Raw genomic sequence first — 21,252 nt, forward strand, 5'->3', positions numbered from 1 at the left:
GATTAGCCCTCCAGCCTGACGCGCGGATCGATCACGCCATACAAAATGTCGATCACGAGATTGAGCAGCACGTACATCACCGCCATGGTCAGCACGAAACCCTGCACCGGCGCGAAGTCCGACGAGATCAGCGCTTCGACCGCATAGGAGCCGATGCCGGGCCAGGCGAACACTTTTTCCACCAGCACGTTGGCGCCGAGCAGGAACGAGAACACCATGCTCAGCGTGGTGATGACCGGGAGCATCGCGTTGCGGAAGGCGTAGGTGACGATGACGGTTGCGGGCGACAGGCCGCTGGCGCGCGCGGTACGCACGAATTCGGACGACAGCACCGCCAGCATCGAGGCGCGCGTCATGCGCGCGATTGGCGCCAGCGAGAAGATCGCAAGCGTCGTCGCCGGCAGGATCAGCTGGCTGGATGCCGAACGGAACGCCTCGAAGTCGCGCGCGATCAGGGTGTCGATCAGATAGAAGCCTGTGACCGTCGGCGGCGCGCTGTAGAACACGTCGAGCCGGCCGAGCGGCGCGGGCGACCAGCCGAGCCGGAAATAGAAGACATAGACCAGCACGAGGCCGGTGAAGAACACCGGCAACGAGACGCCGGCGGTCGTCGTCACACGACAGAGATGATCGACCCACGAGCCCGGCCGCGTCGCCGCCAGCACGCCGAGAGGGATGGCGATCACGACCGAGACGATGAGACCGAGCAGCGTCAACTCGGCGGAGGCCGGCAGGCGGTTGCGGATCTCGGCCGCGACCGGCTGGCCCGTCGTGAGCGAGTTGCCGAAATCGCCATGGGCGAGATCGTTGGTGTAGCGGAAGAACTGCTCGATCAGCGGCTTGTCGAGACCGAGTTTTTTCCGGATCTGCTCGACGGCTTCTTTCGTTGCAGCGGGCCCTGCGAAATACGCCGCGGGATCGCCCGGCAGTGCGCGGGTGAGCAGGAAAGTGACGATGACGACCCCGATCAGCGAGGGAATCGCGAACATCAGGCGCTTGCCGATCATGGTCAGCATGATGGGGCACTCCAGGAAGATGAAACGCTCTCGCTGATCCGCGAGAGCATCGCCGCGCGCTCCGCTGCGCTCCCTCTCCCCTTGTGGGGGAGGGTTAGGGCGGGGGGTGGCTCCGGGAGAGGTCGGAGTTCGTCGCTACCCCTCTCCCCAACCCTCCCCCACAAGGGGGGAGGGAGCTTGAAGAGCGTGCTCACCTCACCCATCCCCCCTCACCCCTTCGCCATCGCGCGATAATCCAGCCTGCGGTGGAACCAGTATTGGTAGCCGCTGATGTTCTTCTGCATCGCGACGTTGACGAAGGGCTGGTACAGCGGGATGCGCGGGATGTCGCTGTAGGCGAGGTCGACGAAGCCCTTCACGTCGGCGTCGTAGGTCGCGGTGTCGCCGGTCGCGGCGGCTGCGCGTGCGCCGTCGATCAGTTTGTCCATCTCCGCCGACTTGTAGCTCATGGTGTTGAAGACGGAATTATTGCCGTGATAGCACCAGTAGAAGAAGTATTCGGGGTAATCGAGCCAGCCCGAGAATACGTTGGTGAACAGCGGCATCTCCTTCTTGTTCAACTCGGTGCGCCAGTTGGCGCCGGGCACCTTGTTGATGGTGGTCTTGATGCCGATCTGGGCCAGGCTCTCCTGTACCAGCACGCAGAGCGGCTCGTTGACGCCCGCGAAGTTCAGGTCGAACGAGATCGTGGTCTCGAAGCCGTTGGCGTAGCCGGCTTCGGCCAGCAGCGCCTTCGCCTTGTCCATGTCGGTGTTGTATTTGTGCGGCTGCGGCCAGGCGACTTCGGTCGGCTTGTCCTTGGCCGCGCCGAACATCGGGTTTGCCAGCCCGAACATCACCGCGTCCATGATCTTCTGGTAGGGAATCGCGTAGGCGACCGCCTGACGCACTTTGGGATTGTCGAACGGCGGCTTGGTCACGTTCATGCCGATGTACTGGATGCCGTTGGAGAACGGCAGCGACACCACGTTGAGCTTGCCGCTCGCCTTCATCTCCTGGAAATCCTTGAACGGCAGCTCGTAGGAGATGTCGGCGTCGCCGCGCTCCAGCAGCGCGCGGCGATTGCCGGCCTGCGGCACCATGCGCCAGATCACGCGCTTGATCTTCGGCAAGGGACCGCCGACCCAATCGTCGTTGCGCTCCATCACCACTTCAGTGCCGGCGGTCCACTTCGTCACCTTGTAGGCGCCCGAGCCCGCGGTCTGCTGCTTGGTGAATTCGAGACCCCAGGGATCCTTCTCGCTGGCGTTCTTTTTCACCAGCTCGGAATTGATGATGCAGGGCACGATGACCGCGAGATCGGGAATGGTCAGCTTGTCCTTTTTCAGGAAATCGACACGCACCGTGTAGTCGTCGATCACGACGAACTGCTCGGGCTTGGTCAGCGAGCCCGCGCTCATCTGGAAAGTGGGGAAGCCGCCGACGCTGACGGCGCGGTCGAGCGACCACTTCACGTCCTTGGCGGTGACAGGCGCGCCGTCGTGAAATTTGGCGTTCTTCTTCAGCTTGAAGGTGACCGACATGTCGTCGATCTTGAAGTCCTCGGCGAGCTCGCCCTTGAACTTGTCGCGGTCGTAATAGGGCACGCCGCCGGGGCCGCTCTTCATCTCGTGGCTGAGCAGGCGGTCGTAGCAATTCCAGGACACCTCGTAGCCGGGCACGTTGGTGCCGACGCCGTGGATGTCGAGATTATTGGGGCCGCCTTCCGAGACGATCAGCAGCGTCTCCGAGCGCGCATCGGCATAGGCGGACGAGACCACGGACGGCATGGCCGGAAGCGCCGCGCCTGCGGCCAATCCGGAAACGGACTTGAGGAAATCGCGGCGCTTCATGAAATGGCTCCAACACAAAGTTTTCTGGTTGGAACTGGATTCGCAAGGTTCGTGCCAAGGCTTAATGAGAGTTTAAACCGGAATAAGCCTCTGAAATGCTTAGGGGAAACAGCCATCGGTCGGGCCGTCGATCAAACGCCAAGTCTTGGGGCATTGCATACAAAGATGCGCATTTGCTCATAAAATGAGCTGAATGAAGTCTCGCTTGTTTGGCAGGCGGCTTATTGAACCGCCGTCGTCCTGGCGAAAGCCAGGACCCATTACCCCAGGGAAAAGTTGCGGCGCGAAGCTGGCAACCACGAGTCTTCGCAAAACACCTCCCTCGGGTAATGGGTCCTGAATCGCGCTGCGCTTGTCCAGGACGACGGCGGGGGATCGCCGGCGATCACCCCGGCCAGATCAGGTCCTGAAGTTCGACCAGATCGCCGGCCTTGTCCTGCCAGCCCTCGATGCAGATGTGGCTGTTGAGGTCGCTGGCGCGATGCAGCAGCATCAGTGCCATCAGGCGGCGCTTGAGCGCGTAGTCCGGCTTCGCATAGCCAAAACCTTCGAGCAGGTTGCGCACGCGACCGGGCCGGCCCGCTGCCATGAAGGCGCTGGGGCCGAGCAGATCGTAGTCGCGCCAGCCCGCCAGCACGTCGCCGAAGTCGAACAGGCCGGCGAGCGACCATTGGTCGTCGTCGCGGGCGAGCAGGAAGTTCTCCGGAATGTATTCGCCGATCAGGATCACCGGCGGCGCATCCATCGGAATGAGGGCGGCCGCATCACGCAGGAGGTCGTCGAGGCCGGCGAGGAATTTCGGCGCAAGACCGAGCCGCGTGTGCCGCGCGCGGCACGCCTGCATCTGGGCGCGCATGAAGTCGTCCCAGCGCGGCTGGATTTGCGCGAGCGCGCCGAGCGGGGCGCGCTGCACGGACGCGATGGTCTTGCCGATCTGGCGCAGCACGCGCTCCTTCTGCGCTTCAGGTAATTGCGGCCAGACCTCCGAGCCGAGCGTGCCGGCAAGGCGTGTGATGACGAGGTAAGGCCAGCCGTCGCGCTCGCCTTCCGCGACGATCTCGGGGATCGGCAAATGGAGGCGGCCGGCAAGCTGGGCCAGCGAACCGCGCTCGGAGACGAATTGCGCACGCAGCAGCGGCGGGAAGATTTTCAGGATCAGGTGATCGCCGAGCCCGACCACGAGATTGGTGCCGGTGGCAAACACGTGCGGCACGCTGACATCGAGACCGTGGCTGCGGGCGATGTCGATGGCGATCGGCAGCCATCGCGATGGGTCGGCGCGAAAGGCGCGAAAGCTTTCCGCGTCGATAAAGTGGGGGAGTGACATCGACATCGTAACCTAATGCATTTCAAGAGTAGTTTCCCCGCGGCCCATCCTTCGAGACGCCCGCTTTGGCGGGCTCCTCAGGATGAGGACGGAGTGCGCGACAACAATTTTGGCGGGCACCGATGCCGCTTAGCCTCATCCTGAGGAGACCGCGCCAGCGGTCGTCTCGAAGGACGAGGCGTGCGCTCGGCGCGCATTACCGATCCGGGCTGGCGCGCTCGAACTGGCGCAGGATCTTGTTGCCGCGTTCGACCGCGGCATCGAGCGCGGCTTGCGCGCTCTTGCGGCCGGCAAAGGCCTGCTCCAGCTCGTCCTCGATCGCGCCGCGGATCAGCACGAAGGAGCCGAGCCGGATGCCCTTCGAATTCTCCGTCGGCGGATGCAGCGTGATCTCTTCGAACGACATCGCCGAGCCGGGATTGCGCTCGTAGAACCCTTGCGCGCGCGTCAGCTCGAAGGCGGCGCGGGTGACAGGCAGATAGCCGGTGTTCTGGTGCCAGGCGGCCTGCACGCCGGGCTGCGACAGATAGGCGAAGAATCGCGCCACCCCCTTGTATTCCTCGCGGGGCCGGTCGCGCAGCACCCACAACGTGGCGCCGCCGATGATCGAGTTCTGCGGCGCGCCTTTCACGTCGGGCCAATACGGCATCATGCCGTAGCCGATCTCGAACTTCGAGTTCGCCTTGATGTCGGCGCGCGTCGCCGAGGAGCCGATGAAGATGCCGCATTCGCCGTTCTGAAAGCGCGGCTCGGCCGACTGGCCGCGACCGCTATAGTCGAACACTTTCGTTTTCTGCCACTCGCTGAGCTCGGCGACATGACGCACGAGAGACGAATTGTTGATCGTCAACTCCGCATCGAGTGCGGCGAAGCCGTTGATCCGCGTTGCCAGCGGCAGATTATGGAAGGCGGAAAAATTTTCGACATGGATCCAGGACGGCCAGGAGGTGGTGAAGCCGCACGCTACGCCGCGATCGCGCAGGCGTTTTGCAGCAGCACCGAGCTCCGGCCAGGTCTTCGGTGGCGCCTCCGGATCGAGCCCTGCGTCGCGGAACATGGTCTTGTTGTAATAGAGGATCGGCGTCGACGAATTGAACGGGAACGACAAGAGATTGCCGGCCGCATCGGTGTAGTAGCCGGAGACCGCGGGAAGGTAGTCATTGAGCGAGAACGGCTCGTTCATGTCCCGCATCAGGCTGAACACGGGGTAGATCGCGCCCTTGGCAGCCGTCATGGTGGCGGTGGCGACCTCGTTGACCTGGACGATCGCGGGCTGGCTGCGCGAGCGGAAGGCGAAGATCGCGGCCGTCACCGTCTCGGTGTAACTGCCCTTGTAAGTCGGCACGACGCGATAATCCGGCTGCGAGGCGTTGAAGTCGGAGGCGAGCTTCTCGAGCTGGCGGCCGAGTTCGCCGGACATGGCGTGCCACCACGCGATGTCGGTCGCGGCCCGCACCGGCATGGCCAAGAAGAGGGCCGCAAGGGCGGCAACGACCTGCAAGAAGCGCAATGCTGAAATCACGATGCTCTTTCCGTATCGCGCGACGACGGCGACCGTCCCTGCTTAAGGCGCGGCATTTGCGGTTTCAACCGGGAATGAGCGCCGGCCGCGCCGCACAATCACGCCGGGGCGCCCGGCGGGATGGCCTTCCCCCGACCATCTGCTAGATTGCATTGAACCTTTTGCTCCCGCCATAGACTCCACCACTGAGGGGTTGAGTGTGCCAGTGTTGAACCGTGCCGAACGCTCGCGGATCGGGGTGGTTTTCGTCGCGCTTCTGATCGCCATCTGCGCGACGGGAGCCGCTGCGCGGGAATTCCGCGCCGCCGACACCCAGACCGAGGATTATCCGACCGTGCAGGCGCTGCGCTACATGGGCGCCCTGATCGCCGAGCGCAGCGGCGGCCGGCACGAGGTCAAGGTGTTCCACTCCCGCCAGCTCGGCGAAGAGAAGGAGACCATCGAGCAGACCCGGGTCGGCGCGATCGATCTCAACCGGACCAATGTGGCGCTGATCGGCAATTTCGTCCCGGCGATGAACGTGCTGGCGATGCCGTTCCTGTTCCGGTCCATCGAGCACATGCAGAAGGTGCTGGACGGGCCGATCGGCGGCGAGATTCTCGGCAGCTTCGAGCCCTATGGCTTCGTTGGCCTCGCCTTCTACGATTCCGGCGCGCGGTCGATCTACAACGGCGCCCGCCCGGTCAGAAGCGTCGCGGACCTCAAGGGATTGCGGATCCGGGTGCAGCAGTCGGAGTTGATGAGCCAGATGATCCGCGCGCTCGGCGCGGAGCCGGTCGAGATGCCCTATGGGCAGGTGCTTGCCGGGCTTGCCAACCATCTGATCGATGGCGCCGAGAACAACTGGCCCTCCTACGTGACGACGGACCATTACAAGCATGCCGGCTATCTCGCGCTCACCGAGCACACGATGAGCCCCGAAGTGCTGGTGATCTCGCTGAAGGCGTGGAAAAGCCTCTCGGCCGACGACCAGACCATCTTCCGGGAAGCCGCGCAGCGCTCCAGCCGGTTCATGCGCGAGAAATGGCGCGACCTCGAGGAGCAGTCGCAGCGCAAGGCGGAAGCAGCGGGCGTCACCATCGTCAGGGATATCGACCGCAAGCCGTTCGAAGACGCGATGGTCGCGATCTACGCCAAGGCCGGGCAGGATCCGGTCGCGGCCGCGCTGATCGAACGCATTCGCAAGGTGGAGTGAGGCCTCTTGCCCGGGCTTGGACACAGCGAGCATGCAGACAGGTCTCCCGGACCGATGGGGCGGCTGCGCGCGCGGCTGGTCGGCGTGCTCCGGGCGGTGCCGATCCGCTGGCGCATCCTGTCGATCGCGGCGCTGAACTCCGCCGTGGTCATCGTGCTGGTCGGGCTGATCTGGAACGGCTCGCAGGTGCTCGGCTCGGCCTGGGACGACGTGCGCCAGGTGCGCGAATCCGACCGCATCCTGGCGCTGCTCGAAAGCGAGACCGGGCGGCTGCACAATCTGATCCACCGCTACATCAACCAGCCGAGCCCCGATCTGTTCGCCGAGATCCTGCTGCTGCGCGAGGCGGTGCTGGGGACGCTGGCCAACCGTGCCGCCAAGGACCCGATGCTGTCGGGCTCGGTCGAGGAGCTGGAGCGCACCACCGACCGCTTCCTCAACGGCTTCGGCGAGCTGCGCGGCGTGCAGGCCACCATCGCGAAGACCTATGAGGATCAGGTGCAGGGACCGGCCAGGGACATGGCCGGCCTTTACTCCATCATCGAAGGCGCCACCGGCCATCGCGACGCGCTGATCTGGCCGTCGCTGGGCAAGTCGCGCGAGGCCTTCACCGCGATGCTGGTTGCGGCCAATTCCTACTATCTGTCGCTGTCATCGGGTGCGGCCGACGACGCCCGCCGCAACACCGAGACGATCGAGAAAACCATCCCCGTGATGATCGATCTCGCCGACAACGACCTGCAGCGCATGGCGCTGCGGCGGCTCGCGGCCCGCACTGCCGCGCTGCGCGAGGGCTTCGCAAAGCTCTCCGAGCAGCTCACGAACCGTACCGAGCTGCTGCGCAACACCATCGACGCCAACCAGGCCGAGGCGATCGGCGCCATCGACGATCTCTCCACCAAGATGCGCCAGCGCGAGCAGAAGGCGCAGGAGACGTTCGACCGCACGCTGGCGGACATTTCCCGCCGTGTTCTCTCCATCGCCGTGATCTTCCTCGGCATCATCCTCACCGCCGGCGTGCTGATCGCGCTGTCGATCCGGCTGCCGCTGCAGCAGATCATGGCGGCGATGCGCGCGATCACGCTCGGCGACCTCGGCCGCGAGGTACAAGGCACGCGCGCGCGCGACGAGGTCGGGGCCATGGCGCGCGCGGTGGAAGTATTCCGCGAAAACGCGATCGCGAAGCGCCAGACCGAGGACGAGCTGCGCGCATCCAAGGAGAAGGCCGAGAGCGCGCTGCTCGAGCTCAATGCCGCGCAGCAGAATCTGATCGATGCCGAGAGGCTCGCAGCTCTCGGCGGCCTCGTCGCCGGCGTCGCGCACGAGGTCAACAATCCGATCGGGATCAGCCTCACCGTTGCGTCGAGCTTTGCCCGGCGCACCGAGATCTTCGAGGCCCAGCTCAAGGGCGACGGCGGCCTGCGCCGCTCGCAGCTGGAAGAATTCGTGCAGTCCTCGCGCGACGCCTCGCAGCAGCTCGTCGCCAATCTCCAGCGCGCCGGCGAACTGATCCAGTCGTTCAAGCAGGTCGCGGTCGACCGCTCCCATGCCGAGCGGCGGCAGTTCTCACTGAGCGAAGCCACCGACCAGATCATCGCGAGCCTGCGCCCGGTGCTGAAGCGCTCGCCGATCACGCTAAATGTCGACATGCCCGAGGGACTGCTGCTCGACGGCTATCCCGGCTCCTACGGCCAGATCCTGACCAATTTGTTCCTCAATGCCGCCAACCACGCCTTTGCCGACGGCCGCGCCGGCACGATCACGATCTCGGCGCGGCCCCGCGGGGCCGACGACGTCGAGATCATCTTCACCGATGATGGGGCCGGCATGACCTCCGACGTGCAGCGCCAGGCCTTTGACCCATTCTTTACCACCAGGCGCAATGAAGGTGGCACGGGACTCGGCCTCCATATCGTCTATAACCTCGTCACCCAGCAGCTCGGCGGTCGCATGATGCTGGAATCCAAGCTGGGACAAGGCACTACATTTCGCATTATCATGCCCCGGGTCGCCAAAGGCGGCGGGCAAAGCACAGAGACTGACGGGACTTCTCAATGGCCGAACAGGACGATGTCCTCCACCTGATCGACGACACCGGTACCGCATCGGAGGATGTTGACGCCCGGAAATGGAAGATCGCCGTCATCGACGACGATCCGGCCGTGCATGACGGCACGCGTTTTGCGCTCTCGGACTATTCCCTCAACGGCCAGGGCCTGGAGATCCTCTCCGCCCATTCCGCGGCCGAAGGTCGCAAGCTGATGGCCGCGCATAACGACATCGCCGCCGTGCTGCTCGACGTGATCATGGAGACGGATGTCGCCGGCCTCGAGCTGGTCGAGTACATCCGCAACGAGCTCAAGAACGAGACCGTCCGCATCATCCTGCGCACCGGACAGCCCGGCCAGGCGCCCGAGCGGCGCGTGATCGTGCAGTACGACATCAACGACTACAAGGCCAAGACCGAGCTCACCGCCGACAAGCTGTTCACCTCGCTGACCGCGGCGCTGCGCTCCTACCAGCAGCTCGAGCGCATGCTGCAGACAAGGCGCGGGCTCGAGATCATCATCGACGCGGCTTCCACGCTGTACGACTTCAAGTCGATGCAGCGGCTCGCCGAGGGCGTGCTGACCCAGCTCGCCTCGCTGCTCAACGTCGATTGCGCCGGCATCCTGGTTTTGCGCGACAATGGCGGCATCGACCCCGAGCTCTCGGTGCTTGCCGGCAGCGGCTGCTACAGCCGGTTCATCGGCACGACCTCGTCGAAGGCGCTCGATCCCGATCTGCGCGCGATGGTGGAAGCCGCTTTCCAGGGCCGCAAGAACGAATTCGCCGACCACCGCAGCGTGATCTATTTGCGCACCGGAAGCGGGCGCGAGGTCGTGGTGCTGCTGCAGGCCGAGCGCGAGCTGTCCGAGACCGACCGCTCGCTGGTCGAGATCTTCTCCAGCCGGCTCTCGATCGCCTTCGACAACGTCATCCTCTACCAGCAGCTCCAGGCCGCCAACACCCAGCTGGAAGACCGCGTCGCCCAGCGCACCCGCGCGCTGATGCAGGCCAACCGCCGGCTCTCGGCGCAATGGCTGCGGCTGCAGCGCGCCAACGGCTTCAAGAACGAAATCCTCGGCACGGTTGCCCACGATCTGAAGAACCCGCTCGGCGTCATCCTCGGCCGCACCGAGATGCTGAAGGAGCTGATCTCGACCGGCGCGTCGTCAGGCGGCGTGGTCGCCCAGGTCGATCACATCCGCGATGCGACCAAGCGCCTGACCTCGATGGTCGACCATCTGATCTCGGACGCGATGGCCGATGCCTTCGACATCACCATCCGCCGCGAGCCGGTCGACGTCGCGGCCCTGGTCAAGGAAGTCGCCGAGGCCAACCAGCCGCTGGCCGTCAACAAGCAGCAGGCAATCAGCGTCACCGCGCCCGTCAACATCGTCACCATGTGCGACACCGACCGCATCCGCGAGGCGATCGACAATCTGATCAGCAACGCCATCAAATACTCGCCGATCGGCGGCAAGATCGGCGTCATCGTGAGCCATGAGGGCGGCGACACCATCGTCCGCGTCAGCGACGAGGGCGCCGGCCTGTCGCCGGAGGATCTCGGCCGCTTGTTCGGCCGGTTCCAGCGGCTGTCGGCAAAACCGACCGCCGGCGAGAGCTCGACCGGGCTTGGGTTGTCCATCGTCAAGCGTATTATCGACATGCACGGCGGCGAGGTGACCGCCGAGAGCGAGGGCCCCGGCAAGGGCTCGACGTTCACCATCACCCTCCCCGCGACCGAAATACCGTGATCTCAGGACCATGACCCAAAGCCAGCACATCATGATCGTCGACGACGAGGCCCCGGCCCGGGAGATGGTCGGCGATTACCTCAAGATGCACGGCTTCACCGTGACGCTGTGCGACGGCGGCAAGTCGTTGCGCACGGCGATCGACGGCAGCATGCCCGACCTCGTCGTGCTCGACCTCAACATGCCGGAGGAAGACGGGCTCTCGATCATCCGCGACCTCAAGAGCCGCATCAACGTGCCGGTGATCATGCTGACGGCGACGGCGAGCCCGATCGACCGCGTCGTCGGCCTCGAGCTCGGCGCCGACGATTACGTGGCCAAGCCGTGCGAGCTGCGTGAGCTGATGGCGCGCATCCGCTCGGTGCTGCGCCGGAGCGCGCCGGCGAAAGCCGTGGCGGAAACGGCGGCTGCGAAATCGGACAAGGAGCAATTGGTACGGTTCGGGACGAAGTGGCTCGATCTCGAAGCGCAGGCCTTGCGCGACGACGAGGGCAACGAGCACCCGCTGACCGCATCCGAGTTCGGGCTCTTGAAAGTGTTCGCGGCCAATCCAAAGCGCGTGCTGTCGCGCGAGCGCCTGCTGGAATTGGCCAATGCGCGCGACGCCGAAGCCTTCGACCGCGCCGTCGACCTGCGCATCATGCGCATCCGCCGAAAGATCGAGCCCGATCCGACAAAACCCGCCGTGATCCGCACCATCCGCGGCGGCGGCTATCTGTTCTCGCCGGCGGGCGAGAAGGCGTAGGGGCCATTGTCGTTCTGGCGAAAGCCAGGACGACACGGGGAGTGCGAACGCAAAGGCCCGAAATACGTTCCCGGCGCCTCCGGCTCGTCGCCTAGTCCCCACCCCGTATTTTCCGTACATTGAAATTCCACGCTTTTTTGCCCCAAATGTTTCGTCGCGGCTAATCCGACGAAACAATTTGATGGCGCACGAAACCATTTTCCCCTTTTCGTGCAGACGTCCCGAAACGTTGGCTCATTAACACTTTGGTCGAAGGAAACGCCGCTCGGTTGCGGCGCTACGGGGAGCCAAGTCAATGCCGAACGTCATCGCCATCAACGCCCAAGCCAGCCAGAGCATCATTGCCGCTCAGGCGACCTCGGACGACATGCTTCTCGAAAGCATTGCCGACGGCAACCGGACGTCGATGCACATCCTTTATTGCCGGCACAATGTGCGCGTCTACCGCTTCATCCTGCGGATCGTGCGCGACGCCACCACGGCGGAAGACCTCGTCAGCCAGGTGTTTCTGGACGTGTGGCGGACCGCCGGCCAATTCCAGGGCCGCTCGCAGGTTTCGACCTGGCTGCTCTCGATCGCCCGCTTCAAGGCGCTGACCGCGATGCGCCAGCGCCGCTTCGAGGACATCGACCAGGAAGACGTGCGCCAGATCGCCGACGGTTGCGACACACCGGAGACCTCGCTCGACCGCAGCGACACCAGCGCCATCCTGCGCGCCTGCGTTCAGAAGCTGTCACCCGCGCATCGGGAAATCATCACCCTCGTCTACTACCATGAGAAGTCGGTGGAGGAGGTCGGACAGATCATCGGCATCCCCCAGAGCACGGTGAAGACCCGGATGTTCTACGCCCGCAAGCAACTCGCCGAATTGCTTAAGGGCTGTGGCGTCGAGCGCTTTGCCGCCTGAAGCTCAAATATTTCAAAGGGATAGGGAGTTTGTTTTGACCCTGTCCCGGACACGGAAGTGTTACCGTCGACGAAACAATTGAAACAAAGCACAACATCAGGCGGAAAAACTTCCCTCCTATAAAACTCACATACGGTTTCGTTAAACCTCCCAAGACCTCCAGCGACCCGGACGGGATGCCCCCCTCCGGGTCGTTTTGTGTTTGGGGGTCTGTGGGGCGATAGAGCTGACCGCGGGGACGGTGCACCTCTCCCGTTTGCGGGGGAGGTCGACGCGCCATGGGCGATGCGAAGCATCGTCCCGGGCGCGGCGGGTGGGGCTCTCTCCTCTTGGGGAGTCTCGCTCGCGGAGAGAGCCCCCACCCCAACCCTCCCCCGCGAGGGGGAGAGGGGGCACACCGCCGATGCGGCCACGGCTCCTCCGTCACGAGCACGTGACACTCGTAACAATCCGCCCATCACCCACGAACCATCCTCGTGACCCCATCACGAGTGCCCCGATGCTCGAACTTCTCTTTGCCATCCTCGCCGGCATCCTCACCATCGCCGCGCCGTGCACGCTGCCGATGCTGCCGATCCTGCTCGGCGCCTCGATCGGGCGCGCGGGACACTTACGCCCGGCGATGATCGCGCTCGGCTTCGTCATGTCTTTCTCCGCGACCGCGCTGCTGCTCGGTGCGATCACGCGACTGTTCGATTTCGATCCGAATGTGCTGCGCGAGGTGGCATCGATCCTGCTGCTCGGCTTCGGCCTGTTGATGCTGTGGCCGGCGCCGTTCGAATGGCTGTCGATCCGGCTCAACGGCTGGCTCGATCTCGGCAACTCCGGCGCCACGCAGCGCGAGGGCGCGCTCGGCGGGCTCGTGCTCGGCACCACGCTTGGCCTGGTCTGGACGCCCTGCGCCGGCCCTGTGCTCGGCTCGATCCTGACGCTGGTCGCGACAACTAAGAACGCGACCTGGGCCGGCACGCTGCTGATCGCCTACGCGATCGGCGCGGCGATCCCCATGCTGGCGATCGCCTATGGCGGGCAGGCCGCGACCACGCGGGTGCGCAGTCTCGCGCGCATCTCGCCGCGGCTGCAGCAGGGTTTTGGCGTCGTCGTGATCGGCTTCGCCGTCGCCGCCTATTTCCAATACGACACGCTGATCGTGGCGTGGCTCACCGGCTTCTATCCCACCGGCCAGATCGGCCTGTGAACATCGCGCATCTCAACCGGAGGACTCGTCCATGACTTTCAAACTGCTCGCCGTCTCCGCCGCACTGGTCGGCATCGCCGTAACAGGCGCCGTCATCCCCGGCATCTGCGACGAGGCCGCGCGCGCCGTTCCTGTCGTCACCGCTGCCGCCAGCCAGCAGACTGCGCCCGACTTCACCGGCATCAACAACTGGTTCAACTCGAAGCCGCTCAGCCTCGCCGACCTCCGCGGCAAGGTCGTGCTGGTGGACTTCTGGACCTATGGCTGCGTCAACTGCGTCAACACGCTGCCGCACGTCACCGAGCTCTACGCCAAGTACAAGGACCGGGGTCTCGTCGTGGTCGGCGTGCACACGCCGGAATTCCCGTTCGAGCGCTCGGCCTCCAGTGTGCAGGCGGCGCTGAAGCGGCACGGCATCACCTATCCGGTGGCGCAGGACAATGATTCCAGGACCTGGAACGCCTACAGCAACCAGTATTGGCCGGCGCAGTACATCATCGACCAGAACGGCAAGATCGTGTTCCAGCACGCGGGCGAAGGCCGCTATGACGAGATCGACCGCACCGTGGCAAAGCTGTTGAACGCCAACAGCTAACAGCGGCGCGGGTCTCGCCCTTGTTGCTTGACTCCATGGACCCGTCCGTGGAGTTTCGCGGGCCACGTAATCAGCCGCCCGCGATGGACGACGCCACCAGCAACACTGACATTCGCCTTCGTGAAGGCGCCTCGATCGCGCAGCGGCTGGTGATGTCCGGCTTTGCGGCCGCCGTTGCGCTGTGCTTCACGCCGGGCCTGTTCACGCACGACACTCTGGAGGTGATCATCTCCGTGGTCGCGCTGCTGGTGGGAGCGGCGTTCGTCGCCATCATCATGCTGGCGCCGGCGGTGGTGTGGATCATCACGCCGGACGAGATCCTGATCGGGGAGCAGCGTCCGTTCGGAAAACTCCGGACGCGGATCGTCGTCAAGGACGACATCAGGGGATTGCAGGTTCCCGGCAGCAAGAGGGCGAAAGCCCGCTTCCAGCTCGCCTTCACCTTGGCCTCCGGTGAGCGCCTGACATCGCCGCCGATCAGCGACGTCACGCACGTGCACGACACGGTGGCGCGGATCGCCGCGCAATTCGACGTTCCCGACGTCGAATCTCCCGTCAATCTGCTCGATGCCAGCAATCCCGAGATGCGTCTCGGCGACCCGCTCGAGCCGTTTTCTCCAAGGGACATCAGGATCGTCGCACTGATCGTCGTCGCATTGTGCGCCGTTCCCTACGCCTACAGGCTGTGGCGTGGCCTGTCGCCCGGGCCGGTCGACATCATGCTGCTGCCAATCGGCGCGATCGCCGCTTTCGGCGTTTCCCGTTATGCCAATCTTGTGACCGGCGCGTTCTGGATCATACGGCAAGGCGATATCCGCGTCGAACGCCTGTGGGGCGACGGCACGCTGCGCGCCGACCACATCGAAGGGCCCGACGTCAAGACGATCACGGTCGAGCGCCGCGGCCGCTCCGAGGACGAGCACTGCATCGTCGTGATCCGATTGCTCTCCGGGCAACGGTTTCGCAGCCCTCGCATCGGGTCTCGGCCTGAGGCCCGGGCCGTGGGGACGGAGATCGTCCGGCGACTCGGGATTAAGCCGGAGAACAACCAGATCTGATATCGCTGCTTCCACATCGTCATGGCCGGGCTTGTCCCGGCCATCCACGTCTTTACCCCCATAGCGCCAAGAACGTGGATGCCCGGGACAAGCCCGGGCATGACGGCGCTTGTGAATGCAAATCTGGTCGCCCACCCTAGGCGACGCCGCGACCACTGCTTTTCGCGCCATCCCCCATTTGTGGCATTGCGCGCGGTCCGTCAAAAAACCAAAGCATTCTCGTGACATACCAGCCGGGCGCGCCATCAACTTGCCATGAAGCTGCCGCTGGGTTCAGATGGTTCCGAACGATATTCGCTGTGGCAGTGGGGAGAGCTTGAAATGACGGATTTTCGTCGCCTGACCGGGATATTTGTGGCTGCGATCGGCCTGATCCTGTCCGCGCCCCATGCCTACGCCCAGCAGCCCGACCGCGGCGACGAGCCGGGCCTGGTCGCCGACGATGCTTTCGAGCTCGATCCGGAATGGCAGAAGCAGGTCGTCTACTTCCGCACCACCGAAGCGCCCGGCACCCTCATCATCTCGACCGCCGAACGGCATCTCTATCTGGTGCAGCCCGGCGGTCGTGCGATCCGCTACGGCATCGGCGTCGGCCGCGATGGTTTTCAGTGGCAGGGGCTGGTGAACATCACCAACAAGAAGGAATGGCCGGATTGGACGCCGCCGCCGGAGATGATCCAGCGCCAGCCCTATCTGCCGCGCTTCATGGCCGGCGGCCCCGGCAATCCGCTCGGCGCCCGCGCCATGTATCTGGGCACCACGGTCTACCGCATCCACGGCACCAACCGGCCCGACACGATCGGCACCAAGGTCTCCTCGGGCTGCTTCCGGCTCGTCAACCGTGACGTCGCCGATCTCTACGATCGCGTCCCTGTTGGCACCAAGGTTGTCATCCGGCAGAAGCCCGAGCTCTGATCTCCTCGCCCTGGCGAATATTCCTTTTCCCGATTATTTCGAGAGAGCAACATGATGCGCACTTTTCGTGGCGGCCTGCTGATCGGGCTCGCAGTCGCCGTGCTGGTCGCTGTCCTGGCCATCATCTATGAATTTTACGACACTCGCACGCTGAAGCGCACCGTCCGCCGCGGCGAAGTGCTGTGCGGCGTCAACAAGGGCCTGCCGGGCTTCTCGATCCCCGACGACAAGGGCAACTGGACCGGCTTCGACGTCGATTTCTGCCGCGCGGTGGCCTCCGCGATCTTCAACGACCCGAGCAAGGCGAAATTCGTCGCGCTCGATGCCAGCGAGCGCTTCAAGGAATTGCAGAGCCGAAAGGTGGACATCCTCTCGCGCAACTCGACCTGGAGCATGGCGCGCGAGCTCGACTACGATCTCTATTTTCCCGCGGTCGCCTATTACGACGGCGCAGGCTTCATGCTGCCGCGCGCGCGCAACAAGGAAACCGCGCTGGACCTGACCGGCAGCAAGGTCTGCGTCCAGACCGGGACCACCACGGCGCTCAATGTCGCGGATTACTTCCGTGCCAACAACATGAAGTATGAAGAGGTGAAGTTCGACAAGCTGGACGACGTCGTGAAAGCCTACGACACCGGCAAATGCGACACGCTCTCCGCCGACGTCTCCCAGCTCTACGCGCTGCGGATCAACCTGTCGAAGCCCGGCGACCACATGATCCTGCCGGACATGATCTCCAAGGAGCCGCTCGCGCCCGTCGTGCGCCAGCGCGACGACGACTGGATGATGATCGTGAAGTGGACGCTGTACGCGATGATCAACGCCGAAGAGCTCGGCGTCTCCTCGGAGAACATCGACGAGGCCCTGAAGTCGAAGAAGCCGGAAGTGATGCGGCTGGTCGGCACCGAGGGCAATTACGGCGAGCAGCTCGGCCTGACCAAGGATTGGGTCGTCCGCATCATCCGCCACGTCGGCAATTACGGCGAGATGTACGAGCGCAACATCGGCGAGAAGTCGAAGCTGAAGATCCCGCGCGGCATGAACCAGCTGTGGAATGCAGGCGGCGTGCAGTATGCACCGCCGGTGCGATAAGACGGTCTAACCACCGTCATTGCGAGCGTAGCGAAGCAATCCAGAATCCCTCCGCGGTGACGGTCCTCGCGAGGACCGTAGCCCGGATGGAGCGCAGCGCAATCCGGGGCGATCTCGCCGCGTGGACAGAACCCGGATTTCGCTGCGCTCCATCCGGGCTACGAGCCTCAATATCCCCGCGCCCTTGCCAGCTGCTCGGTGTGGTAATTGGCGTCGCCGAACAATTCCTCGCACACGCGCGCGCGCTTCATGAAAAAGCCGATGTCGAACTGGTCGGTCATGCCCATGCCGCCATGCATCTGCACGCCTTCCTGCACCGCGCGGGTGGCGGTGGTGCCGGCGCGGGCTTTTGCCACTGCGACGCTTGATGCGGCCTTGGCGACGTCCGTATCGAGCGCCTGCAGCGCCTTCATCACGGCGGCGCGGGTGATCTCGATGTCGACATAGAGCTCGGCGGCGCGGTGCTGCAGCGCCTGGAATTCGCCGATCAGCTTGCCGAACTGCTTGCGGCTTTTCAGGTACTCGACGGTGCGGTTGAACACCTCTTCGCTCAGGCCCACCATTTCGGAGGCCACCGCCCCGCGCCCGATATCGAGCACGCCGTCGAGCAAGCCGGCCCCCTGGTCGACTTCGCCGAGCACGCTGTCGGCGTTGACCTCGACATTGGCGAGCTCGATCCGCGCCGCATTGTGCGCGTCGACCATGATGGTGCGCTCGATCGCAACGCCCCTGGCCTTCGGGTTGACCAGGAACAGCGTCAGCCCCTCGCGCTCGCCGGCCGAACCCGCAGTGCGCGCAGCGACGATGAGCAGATCGGCGACGTGACCGTCGACCACCAGCGCCTTGGCGCCGGAGAGCCTGAAACCGTTGCCGGCGCGCACGGCCTGGAGGCTGGTCTGAAGCGGGCGGTGTTTTGCGCTCTCGTCGATCGCGAGCGTCGCCAGCAGGGAGCCGTTGGAGATCTTCGGCAGATATTCCGACTTCTGCGCGGCATTGCCGCCACGGTTCAGCGCCGAGGCCGCAACGACGCTGGTGGCGAGGAACGGCGACGGCATCAGCGTGCGGCCGATCTCCTCCATCACCACGCCGGCCTCGACATAGCCGAGGCCGCTGCCGCCGAACTCTTCCGGCACCAGCAAGCCGGCAAAGCCCATCTCGGCGAAGGAATGCCAAAACTCCCTGGAAAAGCCGGTGGGGTCTTTGCTGTCGCGCAGATGCCGCAAATGCGACACCGGCGCCTTGTCGCTGATCAGCCCGCGCGCGCTGTCGCGGAGCATCGATTGTTCTTCGGTGAGGACGAGGGCCATGTGCGTGTTCCGATTCTATATTTTCTTGTCATTCCGGGATGCGCCGTGAGGCGCAGGCCCGGAATCCATTGTGCGGCAGCGCTGGTCGAGGAATAGATTCCGGGCTCGCGACTTCGTCGCGCCCCGGAATGACGGAAAGGCTCACGCCCCCGGCAAATCCAAAATGCGCTTGGCGACAATGCCGAGCATGACCTCGGTGGTGCCGCCCTCGATCGAGTTGGCCTTGGTCCGCAGCCAGGCGCGAGGACGCGCGCCCTGCTTCGAACGTTCACTCTCCCATTCCAGTGCATCGACGCCGCCGGCCGACATCAGGATCTCGTAACGGCGCTTGTTGAGCTCGGTGCCGTAATATTTCATCGCCGACGAGAACGCCGGATGCGCCTGACCCGCCTTGGCGAGATCGACCGCGCGCTCGGCGCAGGCTGCAAGGGCGGCTTCATCGACGTCGAAGCTGGCGATCCGGCCGCGCAGCATGGAATCGTCGAGCCGCCCCAGCGCATCGGTGCCGACGGAATCGGCCGCGATCTGGCCGAGCGGACGGCCGACGCCGCGCTCGCCCATCCCGGATATCATCGCGCGCTCGTGCTGGAGCAGATATTTGGCGACGTCCCAGCCGCGGTTGACGGTGCCGACCACATGCGATTTCGGCACGCGGACGTTATCGAAGAAGGTCTCGCAGAACGGCGAGTAGCCGGAGATCAGCAGGATCGGCTTGGTCGTCACGCCCTTCGAGGTCATGTCGAACAGGATGAAGCTGATGCCGTCATGCTTCTTCGCGGTGGGATCGGTGCGGACGAGGCAGAAGATCCAGTCGGCGTAGTTGGCATAGGACGTCCAGATCTTCGACCCCGTGATGACGAAATCGTCGCCATCGCTCTCGGCGCGGGTCTGCAGCGAGGCGAGATCGGAGCCGGCGTTCGGCTCGGAATAGCCCTGGCACCAGCGGATCAGGCCCGCCGCGATCTTCGGCAGATGCTCCTTCTTCTGGGCGTCGTTGCCGTATTTCAGCAGCGCCGGCCCGAGCATCCAGATGCCGAAGCTCGACAGCGGCGGACGCGCGCCCATCCTGGCCATTTCCGCGCGCAGCACCTTGTGCTCGGCAGCGCTGAGGCCACCGCCGCCGTACTCCTTCGGCCAATCAGGTACGGTCCAGCCCTTGTCGCGCATGCGCTCGAACCAGATGCGCTGCGGCTCGGACGAGAACTTTGCATTGCGTCCGCCCCAGAACACGTCGGCATCGGACGTCGCGGGCTTGCGCATCTCCGCCGGGCAATTGGCTTCCAACCAGGCGCGCGTTTCGCTGCGGAATGTTTCGAGATCGGCGGTCTCAGTCTCGCTCGTTTTGTCGCTCATGGATCGTTTCCATCAATCTATATCGGCTTGTTGAGCGCGACTCTGGGCCAAGCTCCCGCGGAATTCAACCACTTCCGTGTCACGCATCCGCTATAGTCGCCGCGACGGCGAAGCTTGAAAACAAAGAGGAAACAACAATGCGCCTGAAACTTCTTTCGCCTGGCGAAATGAACGAGAGCCAGCGGCAGACCTATGACGAGTCGATTGCCGGCAAGCGCGGCAAGCCGCCGGCGCCGATGATGGCCTGGCTGAACAGCCCCGACATGGCCCGTCACGCCACGCGGCTCGGCGAGGTCCTGCGCTACGATACGATCTTCCCTGCGAAGCTCTCGGAGATCGCGATCCTGGTGACGGCGCGGCACTGGACCGCGCATTACGAATGGTATGCGCACAAGCGCCTGGCGCTTGCGGGCGGCATGGACCCAGACATCATCGATGCCATCCGCGACCGCCGCACGCCCGTCTTCGACGATCCCAAGGGCAAGATGATCTACGACGTCGCGAGATCGCTGCATGAGGGCCACGGCGTCGAGAAGGGCCTCTATGACGCGGCGGTGAAGCTGCTCGGCGAGCGCGGCGTGGTCGAGGTGATTGGTCTCTGCGGCTATTACACGCTGGTGTCGATGACGCTGAACACGTTTGAGTTCGAGCTGCCGGAGGGCGAGGTGCGGGAGCTGTCATAGTTTCGCGTAAGGAAACGATGGGTTTCGGGATAGGTCAGTAGCACTGTTCCGAGCCCGAGCTTATGTGGAGTCCATCAACGGAGCAGCCGCATGTCACAGAACCAAGCCGTCGCCGCCGGCACCAGGATCGGCCACGTCCATCTCAAGGTCGCCGATCTCGATCGCGCGCTGGGCTTCTATTGCGGCGTGCTCGGTTTCGAGCTGATGCAACGCATGGGCTCCGGCGCGGCCTTCATCTCGGCCGGCGGCTATCATCACCATATCGGGCTCAACACCTGGGAGAGCAAGCGCGGCTCGCCCCCGCCGCCGGGCACGACCGGCCTCTATCACACCGCGATCCTCTATCCGACGCGGCCCGCGCTGGCGGATGCGCTGCACCGCGTGCTCTCGGCCGGCATTGCGCTCGACGGGGCCAGCGACCATGGCGTGTCCGAAGCGCTGTATTTGCGCGATCCGGACCAGAACGGCGTGGAGCTGTATTGGGACAAGCCGCGGGAGCAATGGCCGTTCGGGCCGGATGGGAAGCTTTCGATGTTCACGAAGCGGCTGGACGTGGAGGAGCTGCTGAAGCAGCGCGAGGCGTGAACTCCACTCTCTCCTCGTCATTGCGAGGAGCGAAGCGACGAAGCAATCCAGAATCTTTCCGCAGTAGCAGTCTGGATTGCTTCGCTGCGCTCGCAATGACGGAGGATGTTGAAGCGACGCCG

General features: G+C 64.4%; 18 protein-coding genes. 12 read left to right on the plus strand and 6 right to left on the minus strand.

The annotated features are described in order from the left end of the window. Positions 1-2 precede the first annotated feature (2 nt). The 4 genes from AC0L3J_RS01705 to ugpB form a co-directional block, all read right to left on the minus strand. Positions 3-1,016 carry an ABC transporter permease gene (locus AC0L3J_RS01705; protein ID WP_473345665.1) on the minus strand — a complete coding sequence of 338 codons (1,014 nt, stop codon included), beginning with the start codon at positions 1,014-1,016 and terminating at the stop codon, positions 3-5. Between the two features lie 209 nt (positions 1,017-1,225). Next, complete coding sequence (locus AC0L3J_RS01710) at positions 1,226-2,848, minus strand: ABC transporter substrate-binding protein (RefSeq protein WP_473345666.1); 1,623 nt, start codon at positions 2,846-2,848, stop codon at positions 1,226-1,228. A 385-nt stretch (positions 2,849-3,233) separates the two neighbouring features. Then, positions 3,234-4,181, minus strand: coding sequence for an aminoglycoside phosphotransferase family protein (locus tag AC0L3J_RS01715; RefSeq protein WP_473345667.1), 948 nt, complete (start codon positions 4,179-4,181; stop codon positions 3,234-3,236). Between the two features lie 190 nt (positions 4,182-4,371). Beyond that, on the minus strand, positions 4,372-5,694 hold the full coding sequence (ugpB, locus tag AC0L3J_RS01720; protein WP_473346059.1) for a sn-glycerol-3-phosphate ABC transporter substrate-binding protein UgpB: 1,323 nt from the start codon (positions 5,692-5,694) through the stop codon (positions 4,372-4,374). Positions 5,695-5,896: 202 nt separating this feature from the next. On the opposite strand from ugpB, the gene AC0L3J_RS01725 reads away from it, so the two are divergent. The 10 genes from AC0L3J_RS01725 to AC0L3J_RS01770 all read left to right on the plus strand — a co-directional run bounded on the left by AC0L3J_RS01725 (position 5,897) and on the right by AC0L3J_RS01770 (position 17,202). Further along, positions 5,897-6,892, plus strand: a complete 996-nt coding sequence (locus tag AC0L3J_RS01725) for a TRAP transporter substrate-binding protein (protein ID WP_473345668.1) — start codon at positions 5,897-5,899, stop codon at positions 6,890-6,892. Positions 6,893-6,946: 54 nt separating this feature from the next. After that, positions 6,947-8,977 (plus strand): sensor histidine kinase, encoded by a 2,031-nt coding sequence (locus AC0L3J_RS01730; protein WP_473345669.1) that lies wholly within the window; start codon positions 6,947-6,949, stop codon positions 8,975-8,977. Next, a complete protein-coding gene (locus AC0L3J_RS01735; protein ID WP_473345670.1) occupies positions 8,947-10,692 on the plus strand; it encodes an ATP-binding response regulator in 1,746 nt (581 codons plus the stop codon). The genes AC0L3J_RS01730 and AC0L3J_RS01735 overlap by 31 nt, the downstream gene beginning before the upstream one ends. A gap of 10 nt (positions 10,693-10,702) precedes the next feature. Beyond that, the gene (locus AC0L3J_RS01740) at positions 10,703-11,437 is read left to right on the plus strand and encodes a response regulator (protein WP_473345671.1); all 735 of its coding nucleotides are present in this window, start codon (positions 10,703-10,705) and stop codon (positions 11,435-11,437) included. A 295-nt stretch (positions 11,438-11,732) separates the two neighbouring features. Then, positions 11,733-12,344, plus strand: coding sequence for a sigma-70 family RNA polymerase sigma factor (locus AC0L3J_RS01745; RefSeq protein WP_018456005.1), 612 nt, complete (start codon positions 11,733-11,735; stop codon positions 12,342-12,344). A gap of 499 nt (positions 12,345-12,843) precedes the next feature. Then, positions 12,844-13,542, plus strand: coding sequence for a cytochrome c biogenesis CcdA family protein (locus AC0L3J_RS01750; RefSeq protein ID WP_473345672.1), 699 nt, complete (start codon positions 12,844-12,846; stop codon positions 13,540-13,542). Between the two features lie 31 nt (positions 13,543-13,573). Next, the gene (locus AC0L3J_RS01755; protein WP_473345673.1) at positions 13,574-14,137 is read left to right on the plus strand and encodes a thioredoxin family protein; all 564 of its coding nucleotides are present in this window, start codon (positions 13,574-13,576) and stop codon (positions 14,135-14,137) included. 83 nt (positions 14,138-14,220) lie between these two features. After that, positions 14,221-15,195, plus strand: coding sequence for a hypothetical protein (locus AC0L3J_RS01760; RefSeq protein ID WP_473345674.1), 975 nt, complete (start codon positions 14,221-14,223; stop codon positions 15,193-15,195). Between the two features lie 321 nt (positions 15,196-15,516). After that, positions 15,517-16,110, plus strand: a complete 594-nt coding sequence (locus AC0L3J_RS01765) for a L,D-transpeptidase (protein WP_354206045.1) — start codon at positions 15,517-15,519, stop codon at positions 16,108-16,110. Between the two features lie 54 nt (positions 16,111-16,164). Further along, the gene (locus AC0L3J_RS01770; protein ID WP_027514482.1) at positions 16,165-17,202 is read left to right on the plus strand and encodes an amino acid ABC transporter substrate-binding protein; all 1,038 of its coding nucleotides are present in this window, start codon (positions 16,165-16,167) and stop codon (positions 17,200-17,202) included. A gap of 167 nt (positions 17,203-17,369) precedes the next feature. Here AC0L3J_RS01770 and AC0L3J_RS01775 read toward each other — a convergent pair whose 3' ends face one another. Further along, the gene (locus AC0L3J_RS01775; RefSeq protein ID WP_473345675.1) at positions 17,370-18,509 is read right to left on the minus strand and encodes an acyl-CoA dehydrogenase family protein; all 1,140 of its coding nucleotides are present in this window, start codon (positions 18,507-18,509) and stop codon (positions 17,370-17,372) included. A 141-nt stretch (positions 18,510-18,650) separates the two neighbouring features. Next, a complete protein-coding gene (locus AC0L3J_RS01780; RefSeq protein ID WP_473345676.1) occupies positions 18,651-19,862 on the minus strand; it encodes an acyl-CoA dehydrogenase family protein in 1,212 nt (403 codons plus the stop codon). Between the two features lie 137 nt (positions 19,863-19,999). Between AC0L3J_RS01780 and AC0L3J_RS01785 the strand changes: the two genes are divergently transcribed. Continuing rightward, positions 20,000-20,545 carry a carboxymuconolactone decarboxylase family protein gene (locus AC0L3J_RS01785; protein ID WP_473345677.1) on the plus strand — a complete coding sequence of 182 codons (546 nt, stop codon included), beginning with the start codon at positions 20,000-20,002 and terminating at the stop codon, positions 20,543-20,545. A 90-nt stretch (positions 20,546-20,635) separates the two neighbouring features. Further along, on the plus strand, positions 20,636-21,130 hold the full coding sequence (locus tag AC0L3J_RS01790; RefSeq protein WP_473345678.1) for a VOC family protein: 495 nt from the start codon (positions 20,636-20,638) through the stop codon (positions 21,128-21,130). Positions 21,131-21,252: the final 122 nt, after the last annotated feature.

The sequence above is a fragment of the Bradyrhizobium sp. Kon37 genome, assembly GCF_055807535.1.

Coding starts and splice junctions, on each gene's coding strand:
- AC0L3J_RS01745 (WP_018456005.1), top strand. CDS start 11,733: ATGCCGAACGTCATCGCCATCAACGCCCAAGCCAGCCAGAGCATCATT.
- AC0L3J_RS01785 (WP_473345677.1), top strand. CDS start 20,000: ATGCGCCTGAAACTTCTTTCGCCTGGCGAAATGAACGAGAGCCAGCGG.
- AC0L3J_RS01750 (WP_473345672.1), top strand. CDS start 12,844: ATGCTCGAACTTCTCTTTGCCATCCTCGCCGGCATCCTCACCATCGCC.
- AC0L3J_RS01770 (WP_027514482.1), top strand. CDS start 16,165: ATGCGCACTTTTCGTGGCGGCCTGCTGATCGGGCTCGCAGTCGCCGTG.
- AC0L3J_RS01705 (WP_473345665.1), bottom strand. CDS start 1,016: ATGCTGACCATGATCGGCAAGCGCCTGATGTTCGCGATTCCCTCGCTG.
- AC0L3J_RS01790 (WP_473345678.1), top strand. CDS start 20,636: ATGTCACAGAACCAAGCCGTCGCCGCCGGCACCAGGATCGGCCACGTC.
- AC0L3J_RS01715 (WP_473345667.1), bottom strand. CDS start 4,181: ATGTCGATGTCACTCCCCCACTTTATCGACGCGGAAAGCTTTCGCGCC.
- AC0L3J_RS01730 (WP_473345669.1), top strand. CDS start 6,947: ATGGGGCGGCTGCGCGCGCGGCTGGTCGGCGTGCTCCGGGCGGTGCCG.
- AC0L3J_RS01735 (WP_473345670.1), top strand. CDS start 8,947: ATGGCCGAACAGGACGATGTCCTCCACCTGATCGACGACACCGGTACC.
- AC0L3J_RS01780 (WP_473345676.1), bottom strand. CDS start 19,862: ATGAGCGACAAAACGAGCGAGACTGAGACCGCCGATCTCGAAACATTC.
- AC0L3J_RS01775 (WP_473345675.1), bottom strand. CDS start 18,509: ATGGCCCTCGTCCTCACCGAAGAACAATCGATGCTCCGCGACAGCGCG.
- AC0L3J_RS01760 (WP_473345674.1), top strand. CDS start 14,221: ATGGACGACGCCACCAGCAACACTGACATTCGCCTTCGTGAAGGCGCC.
- AC0L3J_RS01740 (WP_473345671.1), top strand. CDS start 10,703: ATGACCCAAAGCCAGCACATCATGATCGTCGACGACGAGGCCCCGGCC.
- AC0L3J_RS01765 (WP_354206045.1), top strand. CDS start 15,517: ATGACGGATTTTCGTCGCCTGACCGGGATATTTGTGGCTGCGATCGGC.
- AC0L3J_RS01755 (WP_473345673.1), top strand. CDS start 13,574: ATGACTTTCAAACTGCTCGCCGTCTCCGCCGCACTGGTCGGCATCGCC.
- AC0L3J_RS01710 (WP_473345666.1), bottom strand. CDS start 2,848: ATGAAGCGCCGCGATTTCCTCAAGTCCGTTTCCGGATTGGCCGCAGGC.